Origin of the sequence: Sphingobacterium sp. UBA6317 (assembly GCF_002440385.1) — a bacterium.
GTDB lineage: Bacteria > Bacteroidota > Bacteroidia > Sphingobacteriales > Sphingobacteriaceae > Sphingobacterium > Sphingobacterium multivorum.
The window spans coordinates 177536-203462 of record NZ_DJTD01000041.1 but is presented as its reverse complement, the minus strand read 5'-3'; the positions used below and the strand labels follow the sequence as shown (position 1 = coordinate 203462).

Here is a 25927-nt window from a genome sequence, read left to right as displayed (position 1 = left end):
TACTTTATTTTCATACCAATTATAGATGGAAACATATAATAATATTGTTTTGGAGCGGTTGCCCAAACATTTGAAACGCTATGTAGTAGCCCAACGATATGAACGTTACACCGCGCTGGATCAAGCATTGTGGCGTTATGTCATGCGTCAGAATTATTCTTTTTTAAAAGATGTAGCCTATTACCCCTATATTCCTGGATTGAAGAAAGCGGGATTATCCATTGCGACCATCCCGAACCTACAGGACATGAACGATAGTCTAAAATTAATTGGCTGGGGGGCAGTGACAGTGGATGGATTTATTCCGCCGGCTGCTTTTATGGAATTTCAGGCACATCGCGTACTTGTTATTGCTGCAGACATACGTCAATTGGAACATATCGAATATACACCGGCACCAGACATTATCCACGAATCTTCGGGACATGCACCTATAATCGGTGAGCCAGATTATGCGACATATTTGCAGTATTTTGGGGAGGTTGGCACGAAAGCACTTTCTTCGGGCAAAGATTTTGAACTCTACGAAGCTATTCGTCACCTATCTATTTTAAAAGAACACGCTACAACAACGGCGGCTGAGTTGGCGGAAGCAGAGAAAAATTTGCAGATCATTCAAGATAATATGGGCGAGCCTTCGGAGATGGCATTGTTGAGCAGGTTGCATTGGTGGACTGTGGAATACGGACTTATTGGAGATCTTCATAACCCCAAAATTTATGGAGCTGGTTTACTGTCTTCCATTGGAGAAAGCGCAAGCTGCATGCAGAAAGATGTGCCTAAGTTGGCGTATGGTTTAAATGCAATCGAATATCCTTATGATATTACCAAACCACAACCACAGCTATTTGTTACACCGGATTTTGAACACCTAAAGCTCGTATTGGATAAATTTGCTGATACCATGGCTTTTCGCGTAGGGGGCAAACAGAGCCTTGACAAGGCAATAGACTGTAAAGCTGTTTGCACTGTGGAATATAGTTCCGGTTTGCAGGTGTCGGGCGTTTTTAAGTTGGCCAACGCGGATAAAAATCTCTCTTATATTCAAACACAAGGACCTACAGCTTTGGCTGTAGCGGGTAAACAACTTGAAGGCCATAGTATAAATTATCATAGTGAAGGGTTTGGCTCTCCGGTGGGACACTTGCTAGGTGCCGATCGTAACTTAGCCGATTTTGATGAAACAACATTGATTCAATATGGTATAGCGGAAGGGCGGCAGTGTTCGTTAAACTTTGCTTCTGGGATTATTGTATCAGGAATTGTTCAAGGAGTTGTACGTCATTTGAGTAAGATTGTTTTGATTTCATTTACCGGATGTGAGGTATACCGTAGCAATGGGGAAGAGGTGTATTTTAAACCTGAATGGGGAACATACGATATGGCTGTCGGAGCAGAAATTGTATCTGTATTTGCGGGCGCTGCAGATAAAGATGCCTATGATTTGGTTGAGGAGCATTTGGATCAGGCTCTATCTTCAGTACCTACCGAAACGGAAGATGTTAAACTAGTGAAGTGTCATGCTGCGATACGGAATTTGCGGGACAACGGATTTAATCAAAAGATCTGGCTGGAAATTTTCAGTCAATTGGGGCCGGAAAATGCAGATCATTGGTTAGGTTTGGTTGAATTATTTGAAATTGCCTGGGCTAATGATGAAGCGCAATTATCTACTCAGGCCGAACAGAGGCTCTTGGAATTTATTACCCTATATCCAAATTTGAAAAAACTGATTCGCGATGGACTGCGTGTTGCTAAAGAGGAGGCTTTAAATAATCACTAAAATATCAGCTGAGCAATAGGAAAACTAATTGGCCTTTAGCATTGAGTTCTAGAAAATAGGACGGTCTAAGAGTTTGAACGTACTATTTTCTGAAACTTAATTATACTAGCCCCTTAATAAAATTTGCCACGCTTCATGAAGTTTGCCCGCATCTAATAGTTGGGCAGCGTATTCATGAACTTTTTGCGTGAATTTTGATGGGCTATCTTCGAAATTTAGCTTCAGATAGTTGAAGTATTTATCTTCTTGCTGTGGGTCTTTTATTGTTGGTTGTGTTTCAACATTAGCCAGCAAGCCCAGGTGATTTCCGGTCAATACAGTCGAAAATCTAATTTTTTCTGGAAGTTGATCTATGCCAATTCCTAGGCTACGGAGTGGCTTCGGTACAATAAATAGGTTTTCGTCGGTTACACGACAATACCAATCACCACCGAGCCTTGCTACCAAATCCAAATCTTTTTGTTGAACGGTATTGTTCTCGCCCAATAAGTGTTTATGAACATGCATATAGAGGATCTCGGCGACAACGAGATTGCCAGCTCCTGGCTCATCGCTTAATGCGACAACTTCTCTGACCTGGCATTCCAGCTGGACTGGGGATTCGGCTACACGGGGCGGCGCCACTTGAATAGAGGCGATAGGCGTAAAACCCGACTTATCAAATTCATTTATTTCCTTGGCATATTCGGTACTGGCAAGTGATTGTTGCTGGACCATAGCGTAGTTCACAATATTGATGACAACTTCATTGACCTCCTGGATATTATCCAATGTATGTTTGGTACTACCATCACGCATGCGTCGCAATGGAGAGAAAACACAGATTGGCGGCTGATGGGACATCAGGTTGAAATAGCTGAAGGGGCTTAAATTTATGTTTCCATTGTTATCGATCGTGCTTGCAAAACAAATTGGCCGCGGTGCAACAGCGTATTTAATTAAATTATCTATAATCGCTTTGTCTTTAACAGATTCAAAGGTGATGGTTTCAAAGGAAGAGGTCATATCCGTATATTTATGAATGGTATAATACAATAGAATTAAAAAGTTTTCCAAGCGCCGTGATTTCGAGCTCAATCTCATCGCCAAGGTTGAGCCATTGGTCTTTATGATTAGGGTCGGCTATGCGTGCCGTACCATTGAGCTCAAGAAAGCAACCTGTTCCGACTGTCCCAGAGCCGATTATATCACCGGGGTAAAGTTGTACACCATAGGAAACCCGCTCAATAATTTCTGCAAAAGTCCAATGCATGCTCGCAAAATTGCCCGCTGAGACTTGCGTGCCGTTTACTTTACAAGTCATATTGAGCGCATAACAGTCGCCAGTATGTCCTGCTGCAGGTTGAACCTTATAAGGTTCCAATTCATCCTTTGTCACCAAGTAAGGTCCAATTGCTGTTGCAAAATCTTTGCCCTTGGCAGGGCCCAAACTCAATTTCATTTCATCCATTTGATGTTTTCTGGCACTAAAATCATTCATAATCATATAGCCAGCAATATACTCATCCGCCTGCGCAGCGGGAATATTTATTCCCGGTTTATTGATGACTATTGCAATTTCTAGTTCAAAATCCAGTTGATTTAAATGCAGGGGCATGCATCGAACGGGGCCAGGTCCTTGTATGGACTGATGGTTGGAGAAATAGAAAACAGGAAATTCATCAAATTCAGGGATCATATCCAGCCCGCGGTTTCTTCTCGAGGTTGCGACATGCTGTCGAAATGCGTAAGCATCACGAAAAGATGCTGGCTGCGGCACGGGTGCGATGAGTTGGATGTCATCTAGTAGATGATAGGGCCTGTTTATAGCGCCGCGGCGCAAAGCTGTTTCAAGGATTTGTAGCTGATTCATGGTATCTTCGCCACCTTTGAGGAAGTCCGACATCGTTGTGGGAAGGTTTTGATCGATGGCTGAGCAACTATAAAAGCGGTCGTCTATAACAATGCCCAATTCTTGTTGACCATTTTTAGTGCTAGTGACAATTCTCATATATGAAGTGTTCTATTTGGTTATTCAATGTTGTTAGCATTCGACACAAATATATTGTATAAGATTTGAAAAAAATATTTCTTCTCTTGAAAACAGAAAAATATTCTTACCTTTATTAAAGCATTATAAACTATAAAAAATGATCAATCGTGGTGTACATCGCTTTGCGTCCTCCATGCCCTATGTTGCTTTTAATAAAGCAATCATAGCTGATATCGTTTTTGCACAATACTAATCTTCTCTCTTACTACTTGTCGATAGTTCTATTGGCAATTTGGATATTCATTTAATTTTATAACCGTTTAAATCGTAGAATTATGCCATTTTATGTTAAACAAGGGCAAATTCCAATGCAGCGACATACTGTTTTTAGAAAGCCCGATAACACGCTTTATGCCGAGGAATTAGTATCCACACATGGTTTTTCCAGTCTTTATTCCTTAGTGTACCATTGTCATCCACCCACACTCGTTAAACAAATCAGCGAACCTTATGATGTGTCTCCCCGGATTGCCCGCGACAAACATCTTAAACATACCAGTCTAAAGGGATTTCAGGTACAGGCAAAAGATGACTACCTCGAAAGCAGGACCCCTGTGTTGGTTAATCAGGACTTACATATATCCTTAGCCGCTCCCCGTCGGTCGATGGATGACTATTTTTATAAAAATAGCCAGGCAGATGAGATTGTCTTCATCCATCAGGGGATGGGAAAACTCAGGACTGGATATGGGAGTATCTCCTTCAAGTATGGAGATTATTTGGTAATCCCCCGAGGAACGATTTATCAAATGGAATTTGAACAGGAAGATAATCGGCTGTTTATTGTTGAATCATTTTCTCCTGTACGTACGCCCAAACGTTATCGCAATGAATTTGGTCAATTGATGGAACATGCGCCCTTTTTTGAGCGGGACATTCGGGTACCTCAAAATTTGGAAACTTTTGATGAACTGGGTGACTTTGAAGTGAAGATCAAGAAGCAGGGTATGATTTATCCGTATGTTTATGGGAGCCATCCATTTGATTTTGTTGGTTGGGATGGCTATCATTTTCCATGGGCATTTTCGATTCATGATTTCATGCCGATAACAGGCAAATTGCATCAACCACCACCCGTTCACCAGACCTTTGAAACAGACAATTTTGTATTATGCAGTTTTTGCCCTCGTATGTATGATTACCATCCGCATTCGATTCCGGCACCATATAACCATAGTAATGTAGATTCAGATGAAGTCCTATATTATGTGGATGGCGATTTTATGAGTCGAAAATCTGTGGAAAGGGGACAGATAACGTTACATCCAGGTGGTATACCCCATGGACCTCATCCAGGGACGGTGGAAAAAAGCATTGGGCAAGTGAAAACCGAGGAGTTGGCCGTGATGATCGATCCTTTTCGACCACTGATGTTGACCCAAGAAGCACTCGATATAGAAGATCCAGATTATTATAAATCTTGGATGAGTTAGGAAAAATAAACGGATAACCTTTATATAAATTATGGCAAATACATTTGCAGAAAAAATTGCCCAAGCGCAAGATTTTCTACCGATTAATGGCACAGATTATATTGAATTTTATGTTGGCAATGCCAAACAGGCCGCACATTATTACAAAACAGCTTTTGGATTCCAGTCGGATGCGTATGCCGGACCAGAGACAGGTGTTCGAGACCGTGTATCCTACGTGTTAAAACAAAATAAAATACGTTTAGTGCTTACCACCGCATTGAAATCTGACCATCCTATAACAGAGCATGTTAAAAAACATGGTGATGGTGTCAAAATATTGTCTCTTTGGGTCGATGATGCACGAAAATCATTCGAAGAAACAACAAATAGAGGGGCGAAAGTCTATCAGGAACCACAACTTCTGAAGGATGAAAATGGAGAAGTTTGGACAGCAGGTATTTATACCTATGGCGAAACGGTCCACATGTTTGTTGAACGCCGCAATTATTCTGGTCCGTTTATGCCGGGATATGAAAAATGGGAAAGCGATTACAATCCAACGGAGACTGGACTGCTTTATGTTGATCATTGCGTAGGTAATGTCGGATGGAATAAGATGAATGAAACCGTAAAATGGTATCAGGATGTAATGGGCTTTGTCAATATTTTATCTTTTGATGACAAGCAGATTAATACAGAATATTCTGCTTTGATGAGTAAAGTGATGAGCAACGGAAATGGCTTTGTGAAGTTTCCGATCAATGAGCCTGCCGAAGGAAAGAAAAAATCGCAGATAGAAGAATACCTTGAGTTTTATGAGGGTGAAGGTGTACAACATGCGGCTCTGGCAACCAAAGATATTGTGGCAACCGTGCGGGAACTTAAAGCAAGGGGAGTAGAATTTTTGGGTGCTCCTCCCGAAGCATACTACGATATGTTGCCCGAGCGAGTTGGAAAAATTGATGAAGAGATACGGATCATCCAAGAACTGGGCATTCTAGTTGATCGTGATGAAGAAGGTTATTTGCTACAAATTTTTACAAAACCGGTAGAGGATAGACCAACTTTATTTTATGAAATCATCCAACGTAAGGGGGCACAAAGTTTTGGCGCAGGAAATTTTAAGGCTCTTTTTGAAGCAATTGAACGTGAACAAGAACGCCGAGGAAACTTATAGCAGTATGGAAGGGATGAAGGAATTATTGGGCGCTTTTGAGCATAAAAGCCCTGAAATTGTTTTCGAATGGAAAGATAGTGAAACTGATGCCAGGGGATGGATTGTTATTAATTCCTTACGTGGAGGTGCCGCCGGCGGAGGTACCCGAATGCGGGCTGGATTGGACAGGCATGAGGTAGAATCTTTGGCAAAAACAATGGAGGTCAAATTTACGGTATCTGGACCTGCAATAGGGGGCGCAAAATCTGGAATTGATTTTGATCCACACGACCCAAGGAAAAATGAAGTGTTGGAACGTTGGTTTAAAGTTGTCACACCGCTATTGAAAAACTACTATGGAACCGGTGGAGATCTAAATATCGATGAAATTCATGATGTCATTCCGTTAACGGAAGAATATGGACTATGGCACCCTCAAGAAGGGATTTTGAATGGTCACTTTAAGGTGAATGAAAGCAACCGTATTCATCAAATTGGGCAATTGCGTTATGGGGTCTCCAAAGTATTGGAGGATAGTTCCTACAGTCCGGATCTGAAGCGTAAGTACAAAGTGGCAGATATGATCACGGGTTATGGGGTGTCAGAGTCAATTCGTCATTATTATCAACTTTTTGGTGAAAATTGCTTTGGGAAGCGAGCGGTAATTCAAGGTTGGGGTAATGTTGCTGCCGCAGCGGCATTTTATCTGTCTAAACTTGGTGTAAAAATAGTTGGTATAATTGATCGCGTCGGCGGACTTATCAATCCGGAAGGATTTGGAGAGGAAGAGATTACCCGTTTGCTTTTAGAACGCAAAGGCAATGAGCTTTGTTCTCCGGATTTGATTTCTTTCGATCAGATACAGAAAGAAATATGGAGTCTGGAAACGGATATTTTTGTGCCTGCTGCGGCCTCCCGTTTAGTGTCAAAAGATCAGATCCAACAGCTGATAAATCATGGGCTTGAGGTGATCGCGTCAGGTGCCAATGTACCATTTGCAGATCAGGAGATATTTTATGGTCCTGTGATGGAATTCGCAGATCAGCATGTTGCGGTTATACCAGACTTTATTGCCAATTGTGGTATGGCGAGAGTATTTGCTTATTTAATGCAACGGAATATCGAAATCAGTGATGATGCAATTTTTTCGGATGTTTCCAGCGTAATTTTTGAAGCACTAAAGAAAATTAGGTCGGTTTCTTCTAAAAAGACTCATATTTCATCGAGAGCATACGAAATTGCATTAAAACAGTTGGTAGAAGCCGGAAATTAACCGTAAGAGGCTAAATTCTAATTTGCTTTTGCCGCAACATTATAAAAAAAACACTTGAAGCGGGGAACTTCAAGTGTTTTAACTAACCAATTATTAACCTAAATTTATGAATGCTTAAAACATTGCAATACCTATGCCAAAACTTATTTTCTTAGCATGAACATATTGTCATTTTTTTGTTATTAAAATTTTCTGCCTGAAATTCGATTTTTTTGAAGTTTAGTTGAGAGATCAAAACAGCGTAGACTAAAAAAAACTCGTTGTACAGTTTTCAAAAACTGATGCTCTGAATGATTTTTTTTGTTTTGTATTTGTCTTAACGTGTTGATAAACAAAAACTCCTGAAGCGGGGAGCAACAGGAGTTTTCCTAACCAATTATTAACCTAAATTTATGAAAAGTACCTATATAACGTAGTAAGTTCAAGAAATGTTTCAGCTGATTGTGTATTTTTTTAATTTTTAACATTTTTTGACTATTTACTGTTGAATTTCAATAAAGTGTACTACTATTTATTTTGTTTTCTTTTTAGGGGAAATAAAAAACCTGTTAGCGGGGACTAACAGGTTTTTTATAAACTAACTAAATTATTAACCTAAATTTATGAAACTATTGAACAATATTCAAGAAAGATGCCAATGTGCTGGATCCGTTGGCTGTTTAACGATTTTTAACAGCTGCTTTTCCGACAAGAAGGGGAGCCTCTAATTCTGCAGGACAATCCATTTAATTTTCAAACCTTTTATTGCTCATAAGCGTTTATCTAAGCAAAAGGGGCAGCAATCCATGCTGTCTATTTGACACAAACTGTTTAAAAAAAAAGGTACATGTCTTTAACATATCGCTATCAATTTGAAAATGACGATAGCCCATTTTGGGCTTTTGCCATTCATGATGGCCATCAGGTCGATGCGCATTTGATGCCCTACATGAATATTGCAGAAGAGGAACGATTACGCGAAGAGGATCCTTATACAGCTATTTTGGCGGAATTACCTTGTAATCGATTTGTATCTGGAACTTCCAGGTTTCAATTGGATCTTAATCGAAAACGAGAAGATGCTATTTATCTTTTGCCTGAGCAATCTTGGGGGATACAGGTATGGCGAAGAGATCTACCCAATGAACTAAAAGATCAGCTGTATGCTGCCTATGATAGCATGTATGAGGAAATAAGCCAAGCGATTCAGCGTACGATTGATCGTTATGGTTATTTTATCGTGTATGATATTCATAGTTATAATATGCGTCGCGGGGGACCTCAAACTAGTGTGAATAATGCCGCCGACCCTCAAATCAACATTGGGACACAACATAATCACGAAAAATGGCGAATGCTGACTGATCAGGTACTGGAAGTACTACAGACTGGAAAAGATGGACAAGTTTACGACGTACGCGAGAATGTGAAATTTAAAGGCGGATTCCTTTCTGCGTATTTGAATGATAAGTTTGGCGATAAGGGCTGTATTTTTTCTATCGAATTTCGGAAAGACTTCATGGACGAATGGACCGGAGAAGTATTTCCGCAAAAGCTTCAGGAGTATAAGCAACTTCTCTTGCACAGCATTGGAACACTGGAAAATTATTTTGCCTATGAAAGATAATGCGAAACAACTTGCTGGCATTTTAAAAATGATCAAAAATAAGGAGGTTTTCCACGTACAGATTCCCCCAAAAAACAAACTGGTCTTTAATCAAGTTGTTCCTTATCTGTTTTTATACAGACAGTTTTTCAGTCAAGATCCTATGCTGGCAGAGTTGGTTAAATCAGAACCAGCTTATTTTAGGGTAAGAGATCCGCAGATGAATGTTTCTGAATGGATCGCTCCAATCCTCAATCAACTTGTCGAAGAGTTTGGTGCTTGTTTGATTATTGAAGCTTGGGCCGCAGATCCGGCACAGGAGGAAGATATCCAAATTCATATTGCGCGGAAAAATGTACAGGCTATCGCTCAGTATCTAGGCAAGCAACTGACAACAGAAGAATCGATTTCCAAAGTGGAGATACTGACAGATTCCAAAACAAATGCAACGCAAAGTTTATCCCCTTCGAGTGTACAGTTGGATAATCTGAACACCAATATATTTTACATGGGGCTAGAGATAAAACCGAAATACCTTTTAGGCGTAGATCAGCAAATTTTACCGATCGATCTGCGTCATTTCCGTGAAGCCATATCCAGGAGTCTGTCGAAAACATTCTTTGAATTCATACGTATGCACACCTTATCTAAACCTACGGCATTTAAAATAAGCCAGCCTAAAAAGATGCTTCCTTTAGCTTGGGAGATTGATCAGAAATTAGCACGGGAAAGTCAACGATTTGATTTTTTATTATTGGTTACGCCAACAAATTCGTATGATGCCTGGCAGCAATTCAAGAAAGGAAATTACCGAAAAACCCCTGTTTTTCGATATAGACCCATGCCCATTGATCCAGATATTATCAAGAGAAACCTCTATAACTTGCATATCGAAGATTTATTTGATCCTTCCATTGCTTATTTGTTTCGTGATAAACGCAAGGAGCTTGATCAGATGATGACCATGCTGAGTGAGCGGGGAAAAGAAGGATTTTTGTTGGGCAGCATGCAGGTCTTTGGTACTGTCAATGAAAAATTACTAGAAAAGGCACAAGCAATTTTGACCATTACGACAACGGATCGAGAAGTGAGAACGAAAGAAGAGGACATTGTCTATGCCGAGGAATTTGCCAAGCTTGCCCAGGAAGAATTCGATTATCTGAAAAACCAAGATCCAAGCTTTGGCACCACAGTGAGGCTACGGGATGATATTTATGGTGTGATGGTCAATCAAGGTGTACTCAATATAAGTAAGCAGTATAGTTTGCCGCGGAATAGGGTCAAGGCACTGATTCAACATGAGGTCGGTACACATATCGTTACGTACTATAACGGCAAGCAACAGCCGTTCAGTCTCTTTCGATTAGGAGTTCCCGGTTATGAAAAACTTCAGGAAGGCCTCGCCGTACTTGCTGAATATTTGGTAGGGGGCCTGACAAATAATAGACTACGTATTCTGGCAGGCCGAGTTATCGCTGTCCATCAGATGCAGCAAGGCGGTTCATTTATTGATACATTTTCCGTCTTGGTAGACAAGTATCAATTTTTGCCAGAAACAGCTTTTCAAATGACAATGAGGGTCTATCGAAGTGGTGGGCTTACCAAAGATGCATTATACTTGAGTGGTTTAATCGAATTGACCAATTATATCAAGAGTGGACGAGATCTATCCCTATTGACGATGGGTAAAATCCGCGAAGATTATATACCAATCGTAGAAGAACTTATGTTAAAGGGGGTATTGAAAGCCCCGACCCTAATCCCAAGGTATCTAATGGATCCATACAAGGATGCCTTGTTACACCTCAAAAAAAGTAATGGAATATTTCAAATGATTCAGTAATCAGATATTTTATATGAAGATAGCATTCGTGATCAACCAAACCCATAAAGAAACTGCTCGTTTCACGACGACTGTTTTGGCATTGAAAGCCCATCAAATGGGACATGAAATTTATTATATTGGCTTGGCCGATTTCTACTATGAATCGGCCCATATTGCCGCCCATGTACGAAAAGTACTTCCTGATCAGATGCTTACTTCTACTAATCAACTCATGGAGGTATTGCGCACAACGGAAAAAACTAAAATGATTTTGGAAGATATGGATGTGGTTTGGCTACGGTTTGATCCAGTCCTCGATATGGTTAGCCGACCTTGGGCTGCCGCTTCAGCCCTACAATTTGCCGCTCTCCTAAAAGAAAAAGGTGTATTGGTTATCAATGATCCCGATAGCCTTAGTCGGGCTAGTAATAAGTTGTATCTCGAGGGATTTGATGAATCTATTCGACCTAAAACAATTGTAACCCGAAACTATGCCGATGTCATTGAATTTTTTGAACAACAGAATAAGCTTATTATTTTGAAACCCTTGAAGGGGTCCGGCGGTAAAAACGTGTTTTTAATCAATAAGGATAATCAGCAAAACCTCAAGCAAACTGTAGAGGCTATTGCCCGAGATGGTTATGTGATTGGCCAGGAATATCTTCCGGAAGCTGCCCGCGGTGATATTAGATTCTTTTTACTAAATGGAGAGCCTATTTCGATCAATGGCAAGTATGCTGCTGTTCATCGCGTGCAACAGGGGGATGAGATTCGGAGCAATGTGCATCAAGGTGCAAAGACGCAAGAAGCTATTATTTCACCGGAGTTATTGCTTATGGTTGATAAGATCCGGAATAAATTAGTTCAAGACGGAATGTATTTTGTTGGTTTGGATGTGGTAGGAGATCGTATTATGGAAATCAATGTATTTAGTCCGGGGGCATTATGCCAGACGGAAGAAATTGTAAAAGAAGATTTTTCGGCGCTTATTATTGAAAAATTAGCGGAGAAGGTTGCTTTCAGAGAACGAGGTTGATGACAATTGTATCGATGAAAATTGATGTTGTTGAAATCGCTGCGGGAGTGCTAAGTTAATGATTTGCGGTAATTATGAATTTGAAATGAATTACAGGAATTAAATTCTTGTTATTTTTGAAAAAAGAAAAATATGCTGATTATCGATTCTCCATCCCGCAACGCCTATTTTAACATCGCTTCAGAGGAGTATTTATTTGGTAAATTTCCTGAAGAGGATATTTTTTTACTCTATGTAAATGACCCTTCAATTATCGTGGGTAAATTTCAGAATACCTTGTCCGAAATCAATCTTGATTATGTCAACGAGCATCAGATTAAGGTTGTGCGACGAATGTCTGGCGGTGGTGCTGTTTATCATGATGCTGGAAACTTAAATTTTTCTTTTCATGCCTTATTGGGAAATCATGATTTTATGGATTTTTCGACCTTTACCCAGCCGATTGTACATATTTTGAACAAATTGGATATCCCTGCAAAATTAGAAGGAAGAAATGACCTCCTGGTAGATGGGAAGAAGTTTAGTGGAAATGCCAAGCTTGCAAAAAATGGGAAGATGATTCAACATGGTACGATATTGATTGATTCGCAGATGCAGGTATTAAGCGATGCCTTAAAGGTCAATCCATTGAAGTTTGTAGATAAGGCGGTAAAATCGAATCGCGCACGTGTCACAAATTTAATTGAATATCTACCTGCTGGTTTTACGACTGGAGTTTTTAAGGAATTGCTGATTGAAGAAATAAAACGTGAGAATCCAGCAGCCAAAATGATTGAGTTTACCGCTTCGGATATTGAAAATATAGAAAAATTGGTCGAAGAGAAGTATGAAACATGGGATTGGAACTTCGGTTTTTCACCAAATTATAACTTTAAAAAAGCAATTAAGATCCCAGCAGGATTCATCGAGTTGCATTTGGATGTACATAAAGGATACATTGAAAGGGCTAAAATTTTCGGTGATTTTTTTGCATCCCGATCAATTCATGAACTTGAAAATTTATTGATTGGTGAAAAGCATGAAGTAGGAGAAATTGATAGCTTACTGAAATCAATTGATTTGACGGCGTATTTTGGTAAAGTTGAACCCGCAGAAATTCTTACCTTGTTTAAATAGAAAATGTAGTATTGCCCGATACGGGTGTTAATTAATAAATATATGCCTTGGAATCCAGTTGTATACAATCAATTTAAAGATATCCGTTTTAAACCGTTTTATGATTTATCTGAGCTAATTACTGCCGATAAAATGGAGCATGCAGTCGATTTAGGTTGCGGTACAGGTGAACAGACAGCTATCTTAAGCGAACAATTTTCTCAAGCGACCTTTCTTGGGGTAGATTCTTCTGCGGAAATGCTTTCTAAAAGTCATAAGTTGGAAACGGAACGTCTAAAATTTAGGCAAAGTTCCGTTGAGAACTTCATTGCAGAGCCAAAAACATGGGATCTTATATTCAGTAATGCTGCTTTACAATGGCTGGAAGATCATCAGGCTGTTTTCCCTCAAATTATTTCTAAGCTTAATGTTGGCGGGCAATTGGCGATACAAATGCCTTATCAGCCCGAAAATATACTCAATAAAATTTTATTCGAATTGGCGACGGAAGAACCCTATCGATCCTATTTAAGGGGCTGGAATAGGCCTTCTTCGGTATTGGATATTGATACTTATGCGCAATTGTTATTTGATAATGGCCTGGATCAATTAAACCTTTCTCTTCGTGTATATCCGCTCATTGCTGCTGATGCAGATATGCTTTACAATTTTATCGCTGGGTCTGCTTTGATTCCTTACATGGAACAATTGGAGGAAGATAAGAAGCCTATGTTTGTAACTGAATTTAAAACACGCATCAAAAAACATTTTACTAAATTTCCAGCGATCTATTCTTTCAAGCGCATTTTATTATATGGGCGTAAAGGGTAATTCACATATCGATCAGATCGGACCAATGGGCAGCTGTGATCGTAGCCAAGTCTGTTGGGGCTAAAATAATCTGAAGCCCCCTTTTTCCTGCGCTTACCGAAATCGCTGTCTCCAATTGTGCGGCCTCTTCAATAAAGGTTGGGAACTGTTTTTTCATGCCAATAGGTGAACAGCCACCACGAATATAGCCGGTCACCGTTAAAAGGTCTTTCATCGGGAGCATTTCGCAGTTTTTATTCCCAGAGGCCCTCGCTATTTTTTTTAGATCGAGCTGTGCATTTCCGGGAACTACGGCGACAATATAAGGATCTTTGTTGCCTTTTAAGACTAAGGTTTTATAAAGTGTTTCGGGTGATAAACCTAGGGTTTCGGCGACATGCTCAGCACTGACGTCCTGTTCGTCTACCTCATATGCTCTGAGTTCATACGTTATTTTTGCTGTGTCCAACAGCCGAACAGCATTTGTTTTACTCGACATACCCTAGCCTTGTTTTTTCTTATTAAAATAGGTCGTTATGGCATCTAGCGCGTATGCATTCAAACAGTTGCTTGCTTGCAGACCACCCTTTTGAGCCACCAATACACCATATTGCATATCATGCAATCCCTCTGTACGATGGGCATCGGGATTGATGGAAAGTAAAACTCCTTTCTCTACTGCATAACGGTGCCATCTCCAATCCAGATCTAATCGTAAAGGATTTGCATTTATCTCAATGACAACGCCATTTGCCGCACAAGCATCGATTACCCGTTTAAAATCTAAGGGATATCCGGCTCTACTTAATAATAGTCTTCCTGTTGGATGGCCTAAGATTGTTGTATACGGATTTTCGATCGCTTTGATTAGTCTTGTTGTGGCTTTGTCTTCGTCCATTTTCAGATTGGAGTGTACGGAGGCGACAACGAAGTCAAACTTAGCCAATACCTCATCGGGATAGTCTAATGAACCGTCACCTAGAATATCAGATTCAATTCCCCTGAAAATCTTGAATGGAGCCAATTTTTCGTTTAAGGTAGCAATCTCATTCCATTGTTGTTCCAATCGCTCAATGGAAAGGCCGTTGGCATAGACTGCAGTTCGCGAGTGATCGCATATACCCAAATATTCTAGCCCCAGGACATCTTTACAATGCACTGCCATTTGCTCGAGGCTATGTACGCCGTCACTATAGGTGGAGTGATTGTGGAGTGTTCCCCTGAGATCTTTGTATTGAATCAGCTTTGGCAGTGTATGAGTTTGGGCCTGCACTATTTCATTCAAGCCCTCTCGTAATTCGGGTTCAATATAATCTAAACCCAAGTTACGGTAAATGGCCTCTTCACTGGAAAGTGAAGGTAGATCCGGTAGAATATTAAATAGAAGATCGAGATGTGCAGTGGATCCGGTACTAAGAATCAGGTCGCGATAAAAATCATTGATATTACTACTGAATACTTTGAAAGTAAAACCCAATTCATCGGTCAGTTCTATGGAGTTTTCTGTTTTTTCCACTAAAGTAAATCCATCGAGGAATTTTTCGACGTTGTCTATACTTTCCGATATTAAAAGATCTACGGTACTCAAAACCTCGCATTTTCTTCTGAAATCTCCTGTAAATGACAGCAGCGAAGAAGGGAAATGCAATTTCAATTCGTTGAAAAATTTTTCTGCCAGTGGAAGTACTTTCGCATATAAAAACCATCCTTTGTTGGAAATAGAAAACTCAATGGATTTTTTGATGTCTTCCTGCGTTTTAAGACCAAACCCTTTTGCTTCTACGAGACGGTTTTCATTACAGGCGTAAAGTAATTCGCCGACACTTTCAATCTCGAGTTCTTTCCAGATAATTTGAATCTTTTTAGGGCCAAGGCCCTTAATAGTTAACATTTCAGTAATACCGGATGGTGTGTTTTCAATAAGATCCTCAAGCTCTTTGAAAGTTCCCGTAGCAGCGACTTCTTTGGCTTTTTCAGCAGTGCTTTTTCCTATTCCAGGTTGTGCACTCAATTCTTCAAGACTGGCCTCTTCAATACGGAAAGGTAGCTTGTCCAACTTAAAAGATGCACTTGCAATGGATTTTGTTCGAAAAGGATTTTCGTTGTGAAGCTCCATCAATTGGCTACATAATTTGAAAATTTTTGAGATCGCTTTATTGTCCATCGTATTTGAATTGTTAAGCTACAAATATCTTAAATTTTAGGTCAAAATAACAATTCAAACGCGGATATTATAGCGTTAAATAATGTAAAAAAGCGACTTTGAATGCCTGTTTTTCTCTATTTCTTGAAATTAACAACAAAGTGACAAATGCATGTGCGCTTAACCAAACATTTTGGCTATGTTTGCCGTTTTTGGGTGTTAAAATTGGAGTTATTTTGTGACTATCCTTTAAAAAACATCCCTATTCAATAGTAAATTAACATGATAGCAGACATTAGTGACAAAGAAATCAGTGGACTTTATAAAACAGGTATTATTCAACAAACGGCTTATTGGTCTGCAGTAAAAAAAATGCAAGGTATACAATCGAAGGCATTTAATTTTAAATCCAAACAATCCGATCTGTATGTCGGAGTCGACGACGATACCTATTTTATCGGTGATCTATTAATTATTATACAAGCCATAGATCAGGAACATAGCATAGCCTATGTACCTTATGGACCTGAGATTGAACCTTCAGATGAAAACCAGGGCTATTTTTTAGAACAGTTGTCGGAAAGTTTACGTTCCCATCTGCCACCAAATTGTATAATGATACGCTATGATTTATCTTGGGAATCACATTGGGCTAAAGAGGATGATTGTTACGATCTTCATGGTAACTGGCTAGGGGTGCCGGAGAAACGGATTCAGGAAATGCGCTTTAATTTTAACACAGAAAACTGGAACTTTCATAAAGCCAATACGGACATACTTCCTTCAAACACGATTTTTATGGATCTTAGAAAAGGGGAGGACATCTTGCTTGGAAATATGAAATCTAAGACACGGTATAATATCAATTTAGCAGAACGAAAAGGCGTACGTGTGCGTTCGCTGGGGCTTGAAAGTTTGGCGGTTTGGTATGAGCTTTATCGGCAGACAGCTCTTCGAAATAACTTTTTCTTACATGATATAAGCTATTTTAAGATCGTTCTTTCTGCAAGGGCAAGTGATACATTATCTCCCGCAGATGTCTATCTTTTAGTGGCTGAAGTGGATAACCAGCCTTTGGCCGCTATGTTTTTGGTGATTGCGGCAAATCGGGGGACTTATCTATATGGAGCTTCTGCTTCCGAAAATCGTAATTATATGGCGACCTATGCTTTGCAATGGCGTGCTATGCAGCTTGCGAAAGAAAAAGGTTGTACAGAATATGATTTTTTTGGGGTATCGCCACAGGCAGATCCTTCACATCCTTTATATGGGCTTTATCGTTTCAAAACAGGATTTGGTGGTGAAATCTACCACCGTATGGGCTGTTGGGATTATCCCTTGGACAATAGGAAATATCAGTATTATGCTTCAATGGAGTTTAAAAATCAGCGCTATCATTTGAGTTAGTAATTAAAATACCTCACCCAAGGTGAGTCTAACACCGCGGTGGTTCTTACTGATACCATAGTCGATGCCGATGTTGGTGCCCGAGTTTTTATTAAACTTAATTCGCGCACCTGCACCAGTGCCGACGTTCCAGTCCTCGAACATGGAATTCTTTGGTCCATTTAATGTCGTAAAATTCATAAATGCTACGAATCCAAATAAGCCGTTTTGAGTGATATCACGACGATATTCCGTTTCTAAGTAATAAAGTGATTTGCCACGAAAACGGCTGACTGGAAAGCCTCTTCCCGAACTATTGTATGGATCCCATCCCAAATTAGGAAGATCGAGATAGGGTGCTTTACTATTAAATACGGTCCAGAAGAAACTCCTTATGGCAATCATATTTTGTCGGTTTCGGTCTTGGGTGAGCCTATGGTATCGTCTAACTTCAAGAAATAGCGATTTCCAATTCTGATCACTACCTAAAAATGTCGGATTTATACGGAACTGTAAATTGGCATAGTTACCCGACCAAGTATTGATCGAATTGGCCCGTGTATCGTAAATTAAATTGAAGCTTACTCCCGAAGACATGGTATTGTCTTTTAAATCTGTTCCATAAGGGTAGGACGTGTAGTCTTCGAGCTTGGTGTTGCTCGTAGACTTAATATTCATTCTATAATCTAAATCATAACCGATTCCCATAAAAAGTCCCCCATGAATTCTTTTTAATGCGTGTTGGTATAAACGAAAGTAGGTGTAGTCTAAATTAATCTGCTGATCGCCATAATGCTCTTTGCCAATTCCCCAAGTTTCGTGCGGGTATTTTAGTAGTCGGATATCGCCATCGATCACCCATGTATTCTCTTTTAACCAGATGTAAGAACGTATTGGCAGACCAAATCGTTTACCAAAATTTGTGTAAGGGGTAAATGTCATCTTGGACATATAGGTATCGGAACGATCTCCTAAATAAAATCCTGCTGTGGTACTTGTAATTAAGGCGTGTCCTCCTCCGGGAACATTTGTCGAAAACGGTAAAAAGGAAAAATAGATTTTCTTTCCTGTACTATCGACTGTTTGGGGGGGCTTGATATTTAATATTTCTTTTCCAATATCAATCAGGTCCCGTTGTCTACTTGTATCGGCGAGATGTTTGGTGGTTTCTATTTCATTGACAGGACGTTGTGCATATACAGTGTCGCCAAGTACAAGTAAAACCATCAACATAGAACATTTAATATAAAAAAAATATACGCTATCGTAGTGTGTCATGAAAGAATGCAATCTAGCAGGAAATAGACAGAATAACAATATTCAAACCAATAATTTATTTATTCTGTCACGTTTTGGCTATACAGCGAATTGATTGGAAATTTCATTCGCCTAGAAAAAAATAGCATTTACCGATTTTAATGTAATGTTAATCTAAATGTAATGAAATCAATATATGAGTTGTCTTAACTTTGAATCAGAAAATAAATAAAAAAAGTACGCAACAAATTTATAGAGTAAGCGACAGCAAAATAAGAAAATATACTAATACATTATAAAATTGAAAAAGATATGAAAACTTTAGTAAAAACATTTGTAGCAGCGGCAATGATTGCAATCTCTACTTGCTCGATGGCTTCAGTTAAGCCAGAAGAACGCAATTTAATTACTGCTGATTTAGCCATCGATGAATACGTTGGTGCAATGACCGAAGGTCAAGTAGCTAATTTAGACAAGCTTTTTACAGCTGATTTTGATCAAAAGGTTTGTGGTAAACAAGATTTGAAACATAGCCGTCATGAGATGATTGAATTTTTGAAAAAACAAAAAGGAATTAAGATGAACTGCAGAACAACAACACAGATCGTTGAAGAATTACCTGATTATGCCATTGCGAAAGTTACGATGCAATTTGATGGTTTTGCTAAAACAGATCTGATCACACTGGTTAAAGAAAACGGAACCTGGAAAATTTCTAAATCTGTAAACTCTTATAAATAAGAATTTGCTGTCAAAATTGGTCGATTAAAAATAAGAAAAGGGTACTTAAGTACCCTTTTTTTGTGGAGCATATCAGATTCGAACTGATCACCTCTTCACTGCCAGCGAAGCGCTCTAGCCAAATGAGCTAATGCCCCTGCTTTATTTGGTGTCGCTAAGATAGTACTTTTTTGGATAAACAAAGCCTCTTTTTTATTTTTCTACTGTTTTTTGTAGGTCTGTTATCTAGTTGCTTCTTTTTTGACGACCTAAATGCATTATAATCAATGGTTTTATCTATTTGGTTCCTTACAGATATTTTTATCCTATTGAAAAACAAGAGAGTTTACCGGCATCCTTGGGGATAAAAGAAATGTATTAGTGTCCTTCAGTAAGCAGAGCTTCGGTTCGCTTTATCTGACCTTTATCTTTCCAGGCATCATGTCCAGGAATAACCATATTAATTTCGGGATATTTTGCCAATAACCTCGCTAGGGATGGCTTCCAGGATTTTATATCCCCATCTGCCGTAAATCCTAGATCTTGGGCTTCGGAGCTTTTTATAAAACAACCACCGTCTAGAATCTTATATTCAGGAAACCAGACAACAACATTGTCCATGGAGTGTCCGGCACCAAAAAAGTTCAGAACAAAAGATTGTCCGCCGACGCTGTAGGTTTTATTGGTGGAAACAAGATGAGTGGCCTGGGCTTTGTGATTTGCCTTTAGTAGGTCGTTCGTCATTTTCGTTGCGTAGGTTGGAATTCCAATACGGTTGTAATACGCAAAACCACCCGCACGGTCTTCGTGCCAGTGTGTTGCGTACACCGCAATGACGGGTAAATTATGTTTCTGTTTGATACTGTCCAATAAGGGTTGATATTGTGTGGAATCCCATGGTGTATCAAATAGAATAACGCCTTTTTTTGTTATTAAATAGACCGCATTAGCAGCATATTTGGTGCCTTCAAAATTATTAAAGGTGGTATAGAGGTATAGTTGCGAATTTATCTTCTCTATTAAAAGAGGTTTTTCTTGCGCTTGTAGAGATGGGGAAAGACCGAGTAAACCAATGCTCAGGCATACACCAGCAAATGTTGCGCGCATATGAGGAGAAAGAAGTGAGATCATATTTTTGAATGTTATTGCATTAACGTTAGAACAAAATGATTATTATTTTTTCAAGACCTTATCAATGCATTTTTACGTATACTGAACAAAGTCTTCGCGATAAGGAGTGAATGAATCGATCAGTTCACCCTCCTCGAGACATTCACATCCATGAACCAATTGCGAATAGATGATACAAGAGTCTCCTGCAGTTAGGATGCGATCAACACCGTCAATATGGTATCTGAATGTTCCAGCACTAACATAAGAAATCTGTGTATGGGGGTGTTGATGAAGTGCACCGATGGCCCCTTTTTTAAAACGAACTTTCATGAGCATGAGTTCATCATTAAAAACAAGTATTTTTCGCATCACACCTTCGCCCAAGTCTGTCCATTGCTGTTCGCTGTCGTGTAAGAATATTTCGCTCATCTAATTGTTGATTTATGGATGTTTCGATTGGAAAACGCTCTGTTTTTCAATTATAACAAAAAAAAATGAATTTACGGCTACATCCATTGCTTCCTTAGAAGGATATCGATTTGCTTTACAAAATTTGGCAAAGGATGAGATGAAATTAAAAACCAAATGGTCCAAATACGTGAAAAAACAGTTATTTTGTGCCTGAGCAATATATATATGACACGATGAATTATTTCGACGAGCTTATTACTTTATTACAAGAAGAGCAGCAATTTGATAAATTACAACATGAAAATTTGTTGTTGAAAAGTAGTTTGAATGAACGAAGAATGCAAGGTGTCACCTGGTTTCCGATTCAGATAACGGATATGGAGCTTGGAAGAGGAGACTATTTGTCCGTTAACTTAAACCGAACAAATCATTATGAGGTCGAACATAAGTTTCGCTTTGGTATGCCAGTTTGTCTGTTTTCAAATCACGATCCCGACCGAGATCGAATAGAGGGCATCATATCTTCGATCAATAGGGATGGGATGCGAATTTCATTTCGTGTCGATGAACTTCCAGAATGGAGCAGAAGAGGGAAGCTTGGTGTTGATTTGTTATTTGATGAGTATTCCTATCGGGAGATGTTTAATGCATTGGAGAAAGGAAAGGAATTGAGCCGTGATGCAAAGCAGGGTAGTTTAGTGAGAAGATTAATCGGTGAAGAGGTCATTCCGATTGCTTCTATTGGAGAATTCTTTGAGCATCCCAGCTTAAATATGGGGCAAAATAAAGCGATCCAACAGCTATTGGAAGCAAGTACCGTGGCTCTTTTGCATGGGCCGCCGGGGACAGGGAAAACAACAACATTGGTTCAGGCCGTGCAGGCACTCCTAAAACAATACAACAAGCAAGTATTGGTTGTTGCCCCGAGCAATACGGCCGTTGATCTGCTAACCGAACGTTTAGACGCTGCTGGCATTACAGTAACAAGAATAGGTAATCCTGTTAAGGTTTCGGAACATCTTCAAGAATTGACACTCGATGCAAAGATTGATCGACATCCCGCAAATAAGGATATTAAAACACTTCAAAAACAAGTGCGGACGTATACAGAGATGGCTCAAAAATATAAACGTAATTTTGGAAAGGCTGAGCGGGAGCAAAGAAAAGCATTGTTTGATGAGGCCCATCGAATCAGAAAAGATGTCGATAAAATTCAAGATTTTATCAGTGCAGATGTTTTGGATAAATCGCAGGTAATCACTGCAACTTTGGTTGGATCAAATCATGAGGTTATCCGCAATCGTAGCTATGAAACAGTCATTATTGATGAGGCCGCACAAGCATTAGAGCCTGCTTGCTGGATACCGATATTAAAGGCACATCGGCTTATTTTGGCCGGTGATCATAATCAATTACCTCCAACAGTAAAATCGAGTAAGGGATCTAACCATGGCCTGAGTCATACATTATTTGAAAAATTGGTAGACCGTAATCCACAATTAGTTTCTTTGCTAGATGTGCAGTATCGCATGAATGAACAAATTATGCATTACCCATCTGTAGCCTTATATAATGGTTCGTTAAGAGCAGATAGTACCGTGGCACAGTGGAGCTTAGCAGTGGATACTGAACCGGTGTTATTTATTGATACAGCAGGAGCGGGATTTGAAGAAACGGAAAGTGACGGCGCAATCTTCAATATGGGCGAAGCTCATTTTATTAAAGCTCATCTAAACGACCATATTGGGGCTTGGAAAGCTTCCTCGACCCTAAATGAAAGCCTGAGCATCGGGGTGATTGCACCTTATCGGAAACAGGCTACTTTCCTGAAGGAAGTATTGGAAGGGGAAGACGAGCTGCGACCTTTTAATGACTTGATTAAAATACAGACAATAGACAGTTTTCAGGGACAAGAGAAGGATGTTATTTATATCAGTTTGACCAGAAGTAACGCTGAACAGCAGATTGGTTTTTTGTCTGATGTCCGCCGGATGAATGTGGCAATGACTAGGGCTAAGAAGAAATTGGTTGTTATTGGAGATAGTGCTACAATAGGTTCACATCCGTTTTACCGAGAATTTATTGCCTATACCGAGTCGATAGGGCACTATCATAGTGTTTGGGAATGGGATATTTCAGCAATATAACGCAGGAGGCCACTTCATAGGAAGTGGCCTCTTGCGTTTATTGAAACTTACTGACTAGTTTGATTCCTGTAATCTCTCCTGATTAAGAAGTGAACTTCATCCAATCCGTGTTCTCGTCATAGTTCATAAGTGGTTCGGCATTATTGTTATTTGATAATTGGCCTACCAACATATAAATATCCATACTTACGTGTTGACGTGTTATTTCAGTCATCTTATCATTGAACCCGGCATTGTTAATTTCTAAAACATACTGAAAACAAATGACGCGGGCGATTACCTTTCCAAGTGTAACCAGTTCACGTTGTTTCGGCTGTAGCGGAAAGTCAAAATTCAAGATTGATGAGAAAAATGGTGCTGCAAATTCAGTTGAGCTATATTTTTTTAAGAAAGATAATAAGTTGCTTTCTTTGGTTTTGCGCATAAGTTTACCGATCGCTTCAGCAACTTGAGAATATAGCATTTCATTTGATCCCTCAAAGATTTGAAAAGGTCTACTGTCTATGAGGCCACGACCGGCAACATGGTCTAACCTGTAGCCATTTGCACCGGATAATTGCACACATATTTGCGCGGCTTCATGCATTAAGTCTGTCACAAATGCTTTCACACTATTGGCATCTACACCATAGGCTGAAAGGTCATTATGGATAGAGCTGATCGAGACACTGTATGAACACATTGCAGAACACAAGGTAAATGCAGCCTGTATGCGCGACAACTGAAATTTAACAGCGTCTAATTCAGTTAAACTAATACCTGCTACACGGCGTTCGGAACAATGTGTCATGGCCTCATCCAACATTCGTTTTATAAAACCCATGCCCATTCCTGGGAACTGTAATCTGCTGCGGTGGAGGGTATCTAACATCAATTTAATTCCTGTACTTTCCGGATTTAGTTTATGATCCGCGGGAACATTGATATCAATGTTGTTGACACCATAAGGAATTGCATAGAGACCGAGGCTATTGTATTTCTTTGTTACAACAATCTTTTGTTCTTCGACGGCGTTCTCTGTGACAAAGAAATCTATATCCCGCACCAGTTCTCCATTTTCATTTTTCTTGCGTGCCGTCACGAGCCAAAAGTCTGCAGCTCCAGTAAGACCTTGCCAGTGTTTTTCACCTTTTATATAGTACTTATCGTCCCTTTGTTCGTAAGATGTTCGCATATTGAGTGCGTCACTGCCGTAAGCCTGTTCGGTAATCATTAGTCCTCCCATTGCCTGATTTTCCAAAAATTGATGGAATACCCTCTCTTGAAGTAAGGTGTTGCCGTATTTGGCAAAAGGTTCCAAAAATAGTGCAATATTAATCCCGAAGATTAGCGATAACGATAGTGATTCATAAGAAGCTGCCGCCAGTACACCCAAACATTCTTTTACATGAAGACCACGACCACCGTGATGTTCGGGGATAGCAACCGACAATGGTTGCATTTTCATGATCTCTTTTAAAAACTCAGGCGGAAGCCCACGCGTTAAACTGAGCGAGTTGTAATCGTATTCCTTATTAAATAAGCTTGACAGCCTAGTTTTAAAATCTGCAATAAACAAATCGAAATCCTGGGTTATATTGTTGTCTTCTGAAACCTTAAGCATCTTTAAATATGTAATTAAATGATGGAACAATGTAAATTGAAACATCGAGAATAAAGAGTGCTACCGAACTGAAATTCTCTTTTGCTTCAATGACTTACACAAAAATAACTGCAATCAATTTGATTTTCTTGTGTACTTCAGTATAAAAGATAGGACAAATCGTGCATGTTGAAAATTTAAGTTGCTCTGTTTCGATAAGAAGTAGGAGAGACGCCAACTATTTTTTTGAAAAGTCGTGAGAAGTAAGACGGGTCAGAAAAATCCAATTCATAACAGATATCTGCAATGCTTTTAGTGGATTCAAACAGCAGAAATTGACTGTGCATAATCAGTACTTCTAGAATAAGTTCTTTGGAAGATTTTTTAAATACTGAAAATACACAGCGATTAAGGTAGTTTGTAGATACTGCAAGTTTGTCGGCGTAGAATGAAATATTTTTTTGCTTTTTGAAGTTTTTGTGCACAAGCTGTTTGAACATCATTGCAATTTCCTGCCGACGATTGAGGGCTTGATTGGAGGACGAAAGTTTGATGATTTTTAAAATTGCCGATTTTAACAAATTTTCAAACAGTTCTCGATAAGGGAATTCCGAAAGTAGTTCATTATAAAGTAATCTAAAAAGCTCCTGAAGATCACTACTATCTTGTGCAGTTAAGTTAAGTAAGGGCGAGATGTTAAAGATATTCAAAATCTCCTGTTCCCTGAATATGGACGTCATCGCATTGTCGTTGATCAAGACGCAATGCCCTTTCGAAGATTTATCGACAGACTTTATTGTTGAAATATTACCATAATTGCTGATAAGAATTGCTGGAGCCTGAACGACATATTCTTTGGCACCGATCTGATGTTTAAAATAACCTTCAGTTATATGGACGAGGAGGTTATAGCCCAAGAAAATAGGCGGAGTAGGGAATTTAATGTAAGGGGCGATTTCACTGAGCTGAAATATCTTGATCGGCGATTGCTGGTAGCGAAGGTGCTCCAAACTACCTGTCATAAAACGATCTACAAATTCGCCCGCATTTACCTGCTTTTCCATTATCAATTATTAGTATAAAATTTAGTATGCCACAGCTTCTGAATGTCATCTATTGTTTCATGTGCAAATCACGCTCCCAATAATATTCCAAAGG

General features: G+C 39.4%; 21 protein-coding genes and 1 tRNA gene. 12 read left to right on the top strand and 10 right to left on the bottom strand.

The features are described 5' to 3' along the window. Window positions 1–25: 25 nt before the first annotated feature. A complete protein-coding gene (locus tag B3E92_RS13625; RefSeq protein WP_201639459.1) occupies window positions 26–1783 on the top strand; it encodes an aromatic amino acid hydroxylase in 1758 nt (585 codons plus the stop codon). A 105-nt stretch (window positions 1784–1888) separates the two neighbouring features. On the opposite strand, the gene B3E92_RS13620 is transcribed toward B3E92_RS13625, so the two are convergent. Next, window positions 1889–2788: a flavin reductase family protein gene (locus tag B3E92_RS13620; RefSeq protein ID WP_201640128.1), complete on the bottom strand. Its 900-nt coding sequence runs from the start codon at window positions 2786–2788 to the stop codon at window positions 1889–1891. 10 nt (window positions 2789–2798) lie between these two features. Next, entirely contained in the window at window positions 2799–3773 is a 975-nt protein-coding gene (locus tag B3E92_RS13615; protein ID WP_201639458.1) for a fumarylacetoacetate hydrolase family protein, read from the bottom strand. Between the two features lie 317 nt (window positions 3774–4090). Here B3E92_RS13615 and B3E92_RS13610 point away from each other — a divergent pair, with 317 nt between their 5' ends. The 8 genes from B3E92_RS13610 to B3E92_RS13575 all read left to right on the top strand — a co-directional run bounded on the left by B3E92_RS13610 (window position 4091) and on the right by B3E92_RS13575 (window position 14031). Beyond that, the gene (locus tag B3E92_RS13610) at window positions 4091–5248 is read left to right on the top strand and encodes a homogentisate 1,2-dioxygenase (protein WP_070569289.1); all 1158 of its coding nucleotides are present in this window, start codon (window positions 4091–4093) and stop codon (window positions 5246–5248) included. Between the two features lie 31 nt (window positions 5249–5279). Next, window positions 5280–6407, top strand: a complete 1128-nt coding sequence (gene hppD, locus B3E92_RS13605; RefSeq protein WP_201639457.1) for a 4-hydroxyphenylpyruvate dioxygenase — start codon at window positions 5280–5282, stop codon at window positions 6405–6407. Next, window positions 6379–7659, top strand: a complete 1281-nt coding sequence (locus tag B3E92_RS13600; protein ID WP_236586100.1) for a Glu/Leu/Phe/Val dehydrogenase dimerization domain-containing protein — start codon at window positions 6379–6381, stop codon at window positions 7657–7659. The genes hppD and B3E92_RS13600 overlap by 29 nt, the downstream gene beginning before the upstream one ends. 826 nt (window positions 7660–8485) lie before the next feature. Beyond that, window positions 8486–9265 carry an N-formylglutamate amidohydrolase gene (locus tag B3E92_RS13595; RefSeq protein ID WP_201639456.1) on the top strand — a complete coding sequence of 260 codons (780 nt, stop codon included), beginning with the start codon at window positions 8486–8488 and terminating at the stop codon, window positions 9263–9265. After that, window positions 9255–11087 (top strand): flavohemoglobin expression-modulating QEGLA motif protein, encoded by a 1833-nt coding sequence (locus B3E92_RS13590; protein WP_286897216.1) that lies wholly within the window; start codon window positions 9255–9257, stop codon window positions 11085–11087. Before B3E92_RS13595 ends, B3E92_RS13590 begins: the two co-directional genes overlap by 11 nt. A 13-nt stretch (window positions 11088–11100) precedes the next feature. After that, window positions 11101–12105 carry a glutathione synthase gene (locus B3E92_RS13585; protein ID WP_286897214.1) on the top strand — a complete coding sequence of 335 codons (1005 nt, stop codon included), beginning with the start codon at window positions 11101–11103 and terminating at the stop codon, window positions 12103–12105. Between the two features lie 132 nt (window positions 12106–12237). Next, window positions 12238–13221: a lipoate--protein ligase gene (locus B3E92_RS13580; RefSeq protein WP_286768304.1), complete on the top strand. Its 984-nt coding sequence runs from the start codon at window positions 12238–12240 to the stop codon at window positions 13219–13221. 42 nt (window positions 13222–13263) lie between these two features. Next, entirely contained in the window at window positions 13264–14031 is a 768-nt protein-coding gene (locus tag B3E92_RS13575; protein WP_115047878.1) for a methyltransferase domain-containing protein, read from the top strand. A gap of 1 nt (window position 14032) precedes the next feature. Here the strand turns inward: B3E92_RS13575 and ybaK are convergent, their stop codons facing one another. Together ybaK and B3E92_RS13565 are read right to left on the bottom strand one after the other, a co-directional pair. After that, window positions 14033–14509 (bottom strand): Cys-tRNA(Pro) deacylase, encoded by a 477-nt coding sequence (gene ybaK, locus B3E92_RS13570; protein ID WP_115047880.1) that lies wholly within the window; start codon window positions 14507–14509, stop codon window positions 14033–14035. Window positions 14510–14512: 3 nt separating this feature from the next. Next, complete coding sequence (locus B3E92_RS13565; RefSeq protein ID WP_286897212.1) at window positions 14513–16174, bottom strand: DNA polymerase/3'-5' exonuclease PolX; 1662 nt, start codon at window positions 16172–16174, stop codon at window positions 14513–14515. A gap of 261 nt (window positions 16175–16435) precedes the next feature. Here B3E92_RS13565 and B3E92_RS13560 point away from each other — a divergent pair, with 261 nt between their 5' ends. Beyond that, window positions 16436–17560 carry a lipid II:glycine glycyltransferase FemX gene (locus tag B3E92_RS13560; RefSeq protein ID WP_286710309.1) on the top strand — a complete coding sequence of 375 codons (1125 nt, stop codon included), beginning with the start codon at window positions 16436–16438 and terminating at the stop codon, window positions 17558–17560. A 3-nt stretch (window positions 17561–17563) separates the two neighbouring features. Here the strand turns inward: B3E92_RS13560 and B3E92_RS13555 are convergent, their stop codons facing one another. After that, window positions 17564–18766, bottom strand: coding sequence for a hypothetical protein (locus B3E92_RS13555; RefSeq protein WP_236560154.1), 1203 nt, complete (start codon window positions 18764–18766; stop codon window positions 17564–17566). A gap of 342 nt (window positions 18767–19108) precedes the next feature. Here B3E92_RS13555 and B3E92_RS13550 point away from each other — a divergent pair, with 342 nt between their 5' ends. Then, a complete protein-coding gene (locus B3E92_RS13550; protein ID WP_083296087.1) occupies window positions 19109–19537 on the top strand; it encodes a nuclear transport factor 2 family protein in 429 nt (142 codons plus the stop codon). A 63-nt stretch (window positions 19538–19600) separates the two neighbouring features. Here B3E92_RS13550 and B3E92_RS13545 read toward each other — a convergent pair. From B3E92_RS13545 to B3E92_RS13535, 3 genes are all read right to left on the bottom strand, one after another. Next, window positions 19601–19674, bottom strand: a tRNA-Ala gene (locus tag B3E92_RS13545). Between the two features lie 220 nt (window positions 19675–19894). Then, window positions 19895–20623, bottom strand: coding sequence for a BlaB/IND/MUS family subclass B1 metallo-beta-lactamase (gene bla, locus B3E92_RS13540; protein WP_070569933.1), 729 nt, complete (start codon window positions 20621–20623; stop codon window positions 19895–19897). Between the two features lie 96 nt (window positions 20624–20719). Further along, complete coding sequence (locus B3E92_RS13535) at window positions 20720–21058, bottom strand: cupin domain-containing protein (protein WP_070569321.1); 339 nt, start codon at window positions 21056–21058, stop codon at window positions 20720–20722. Between the two features lie 215 nt (window positions 21059–21273). Between B3E92_RS13535 and B3E92_RS13530 the strand changes: the two genes are divergently transcribed. Then, a complete protein-coding gene (locus B3E92_RS13530) occupies window positions 21274–23187 on the top strand; it encodes an AAA domain-containing protein (protein WP_070569327.1) in 1914 nt (637 codons plus the stop codon). Window positions 23188–23269: 82 nt separating this feature from the next. On the opposite strand, the gene B3E92_RS13525 is transcribed toward B3E92_RS13530, so the two are convergent. Next, a complete protein-coding gene (locus B3E92_RS13525; RefSeq protein WP_201639451.1) occupies window positions 23270–24790 on the bottom strand; it encodes an acyl-CoA dehydrogenase family protein in 1521 nt (506 codons plus the stop codon). 176 nt (window positions 24791–24966) lie between these two features. Next, window positions 24967–25833: a helix-turn-helix domain-containing protein gene (locus B3E92_RS13520; RefSeq protein WP_172462352.1), complete on the bottom strand. Its 867-nt coding sequence runs from the start codon at window positions 25831–25833 to the stop codon at window positions 24967–24969. Window positions 25834–25927: the final 94 nt, after the last annotated feature.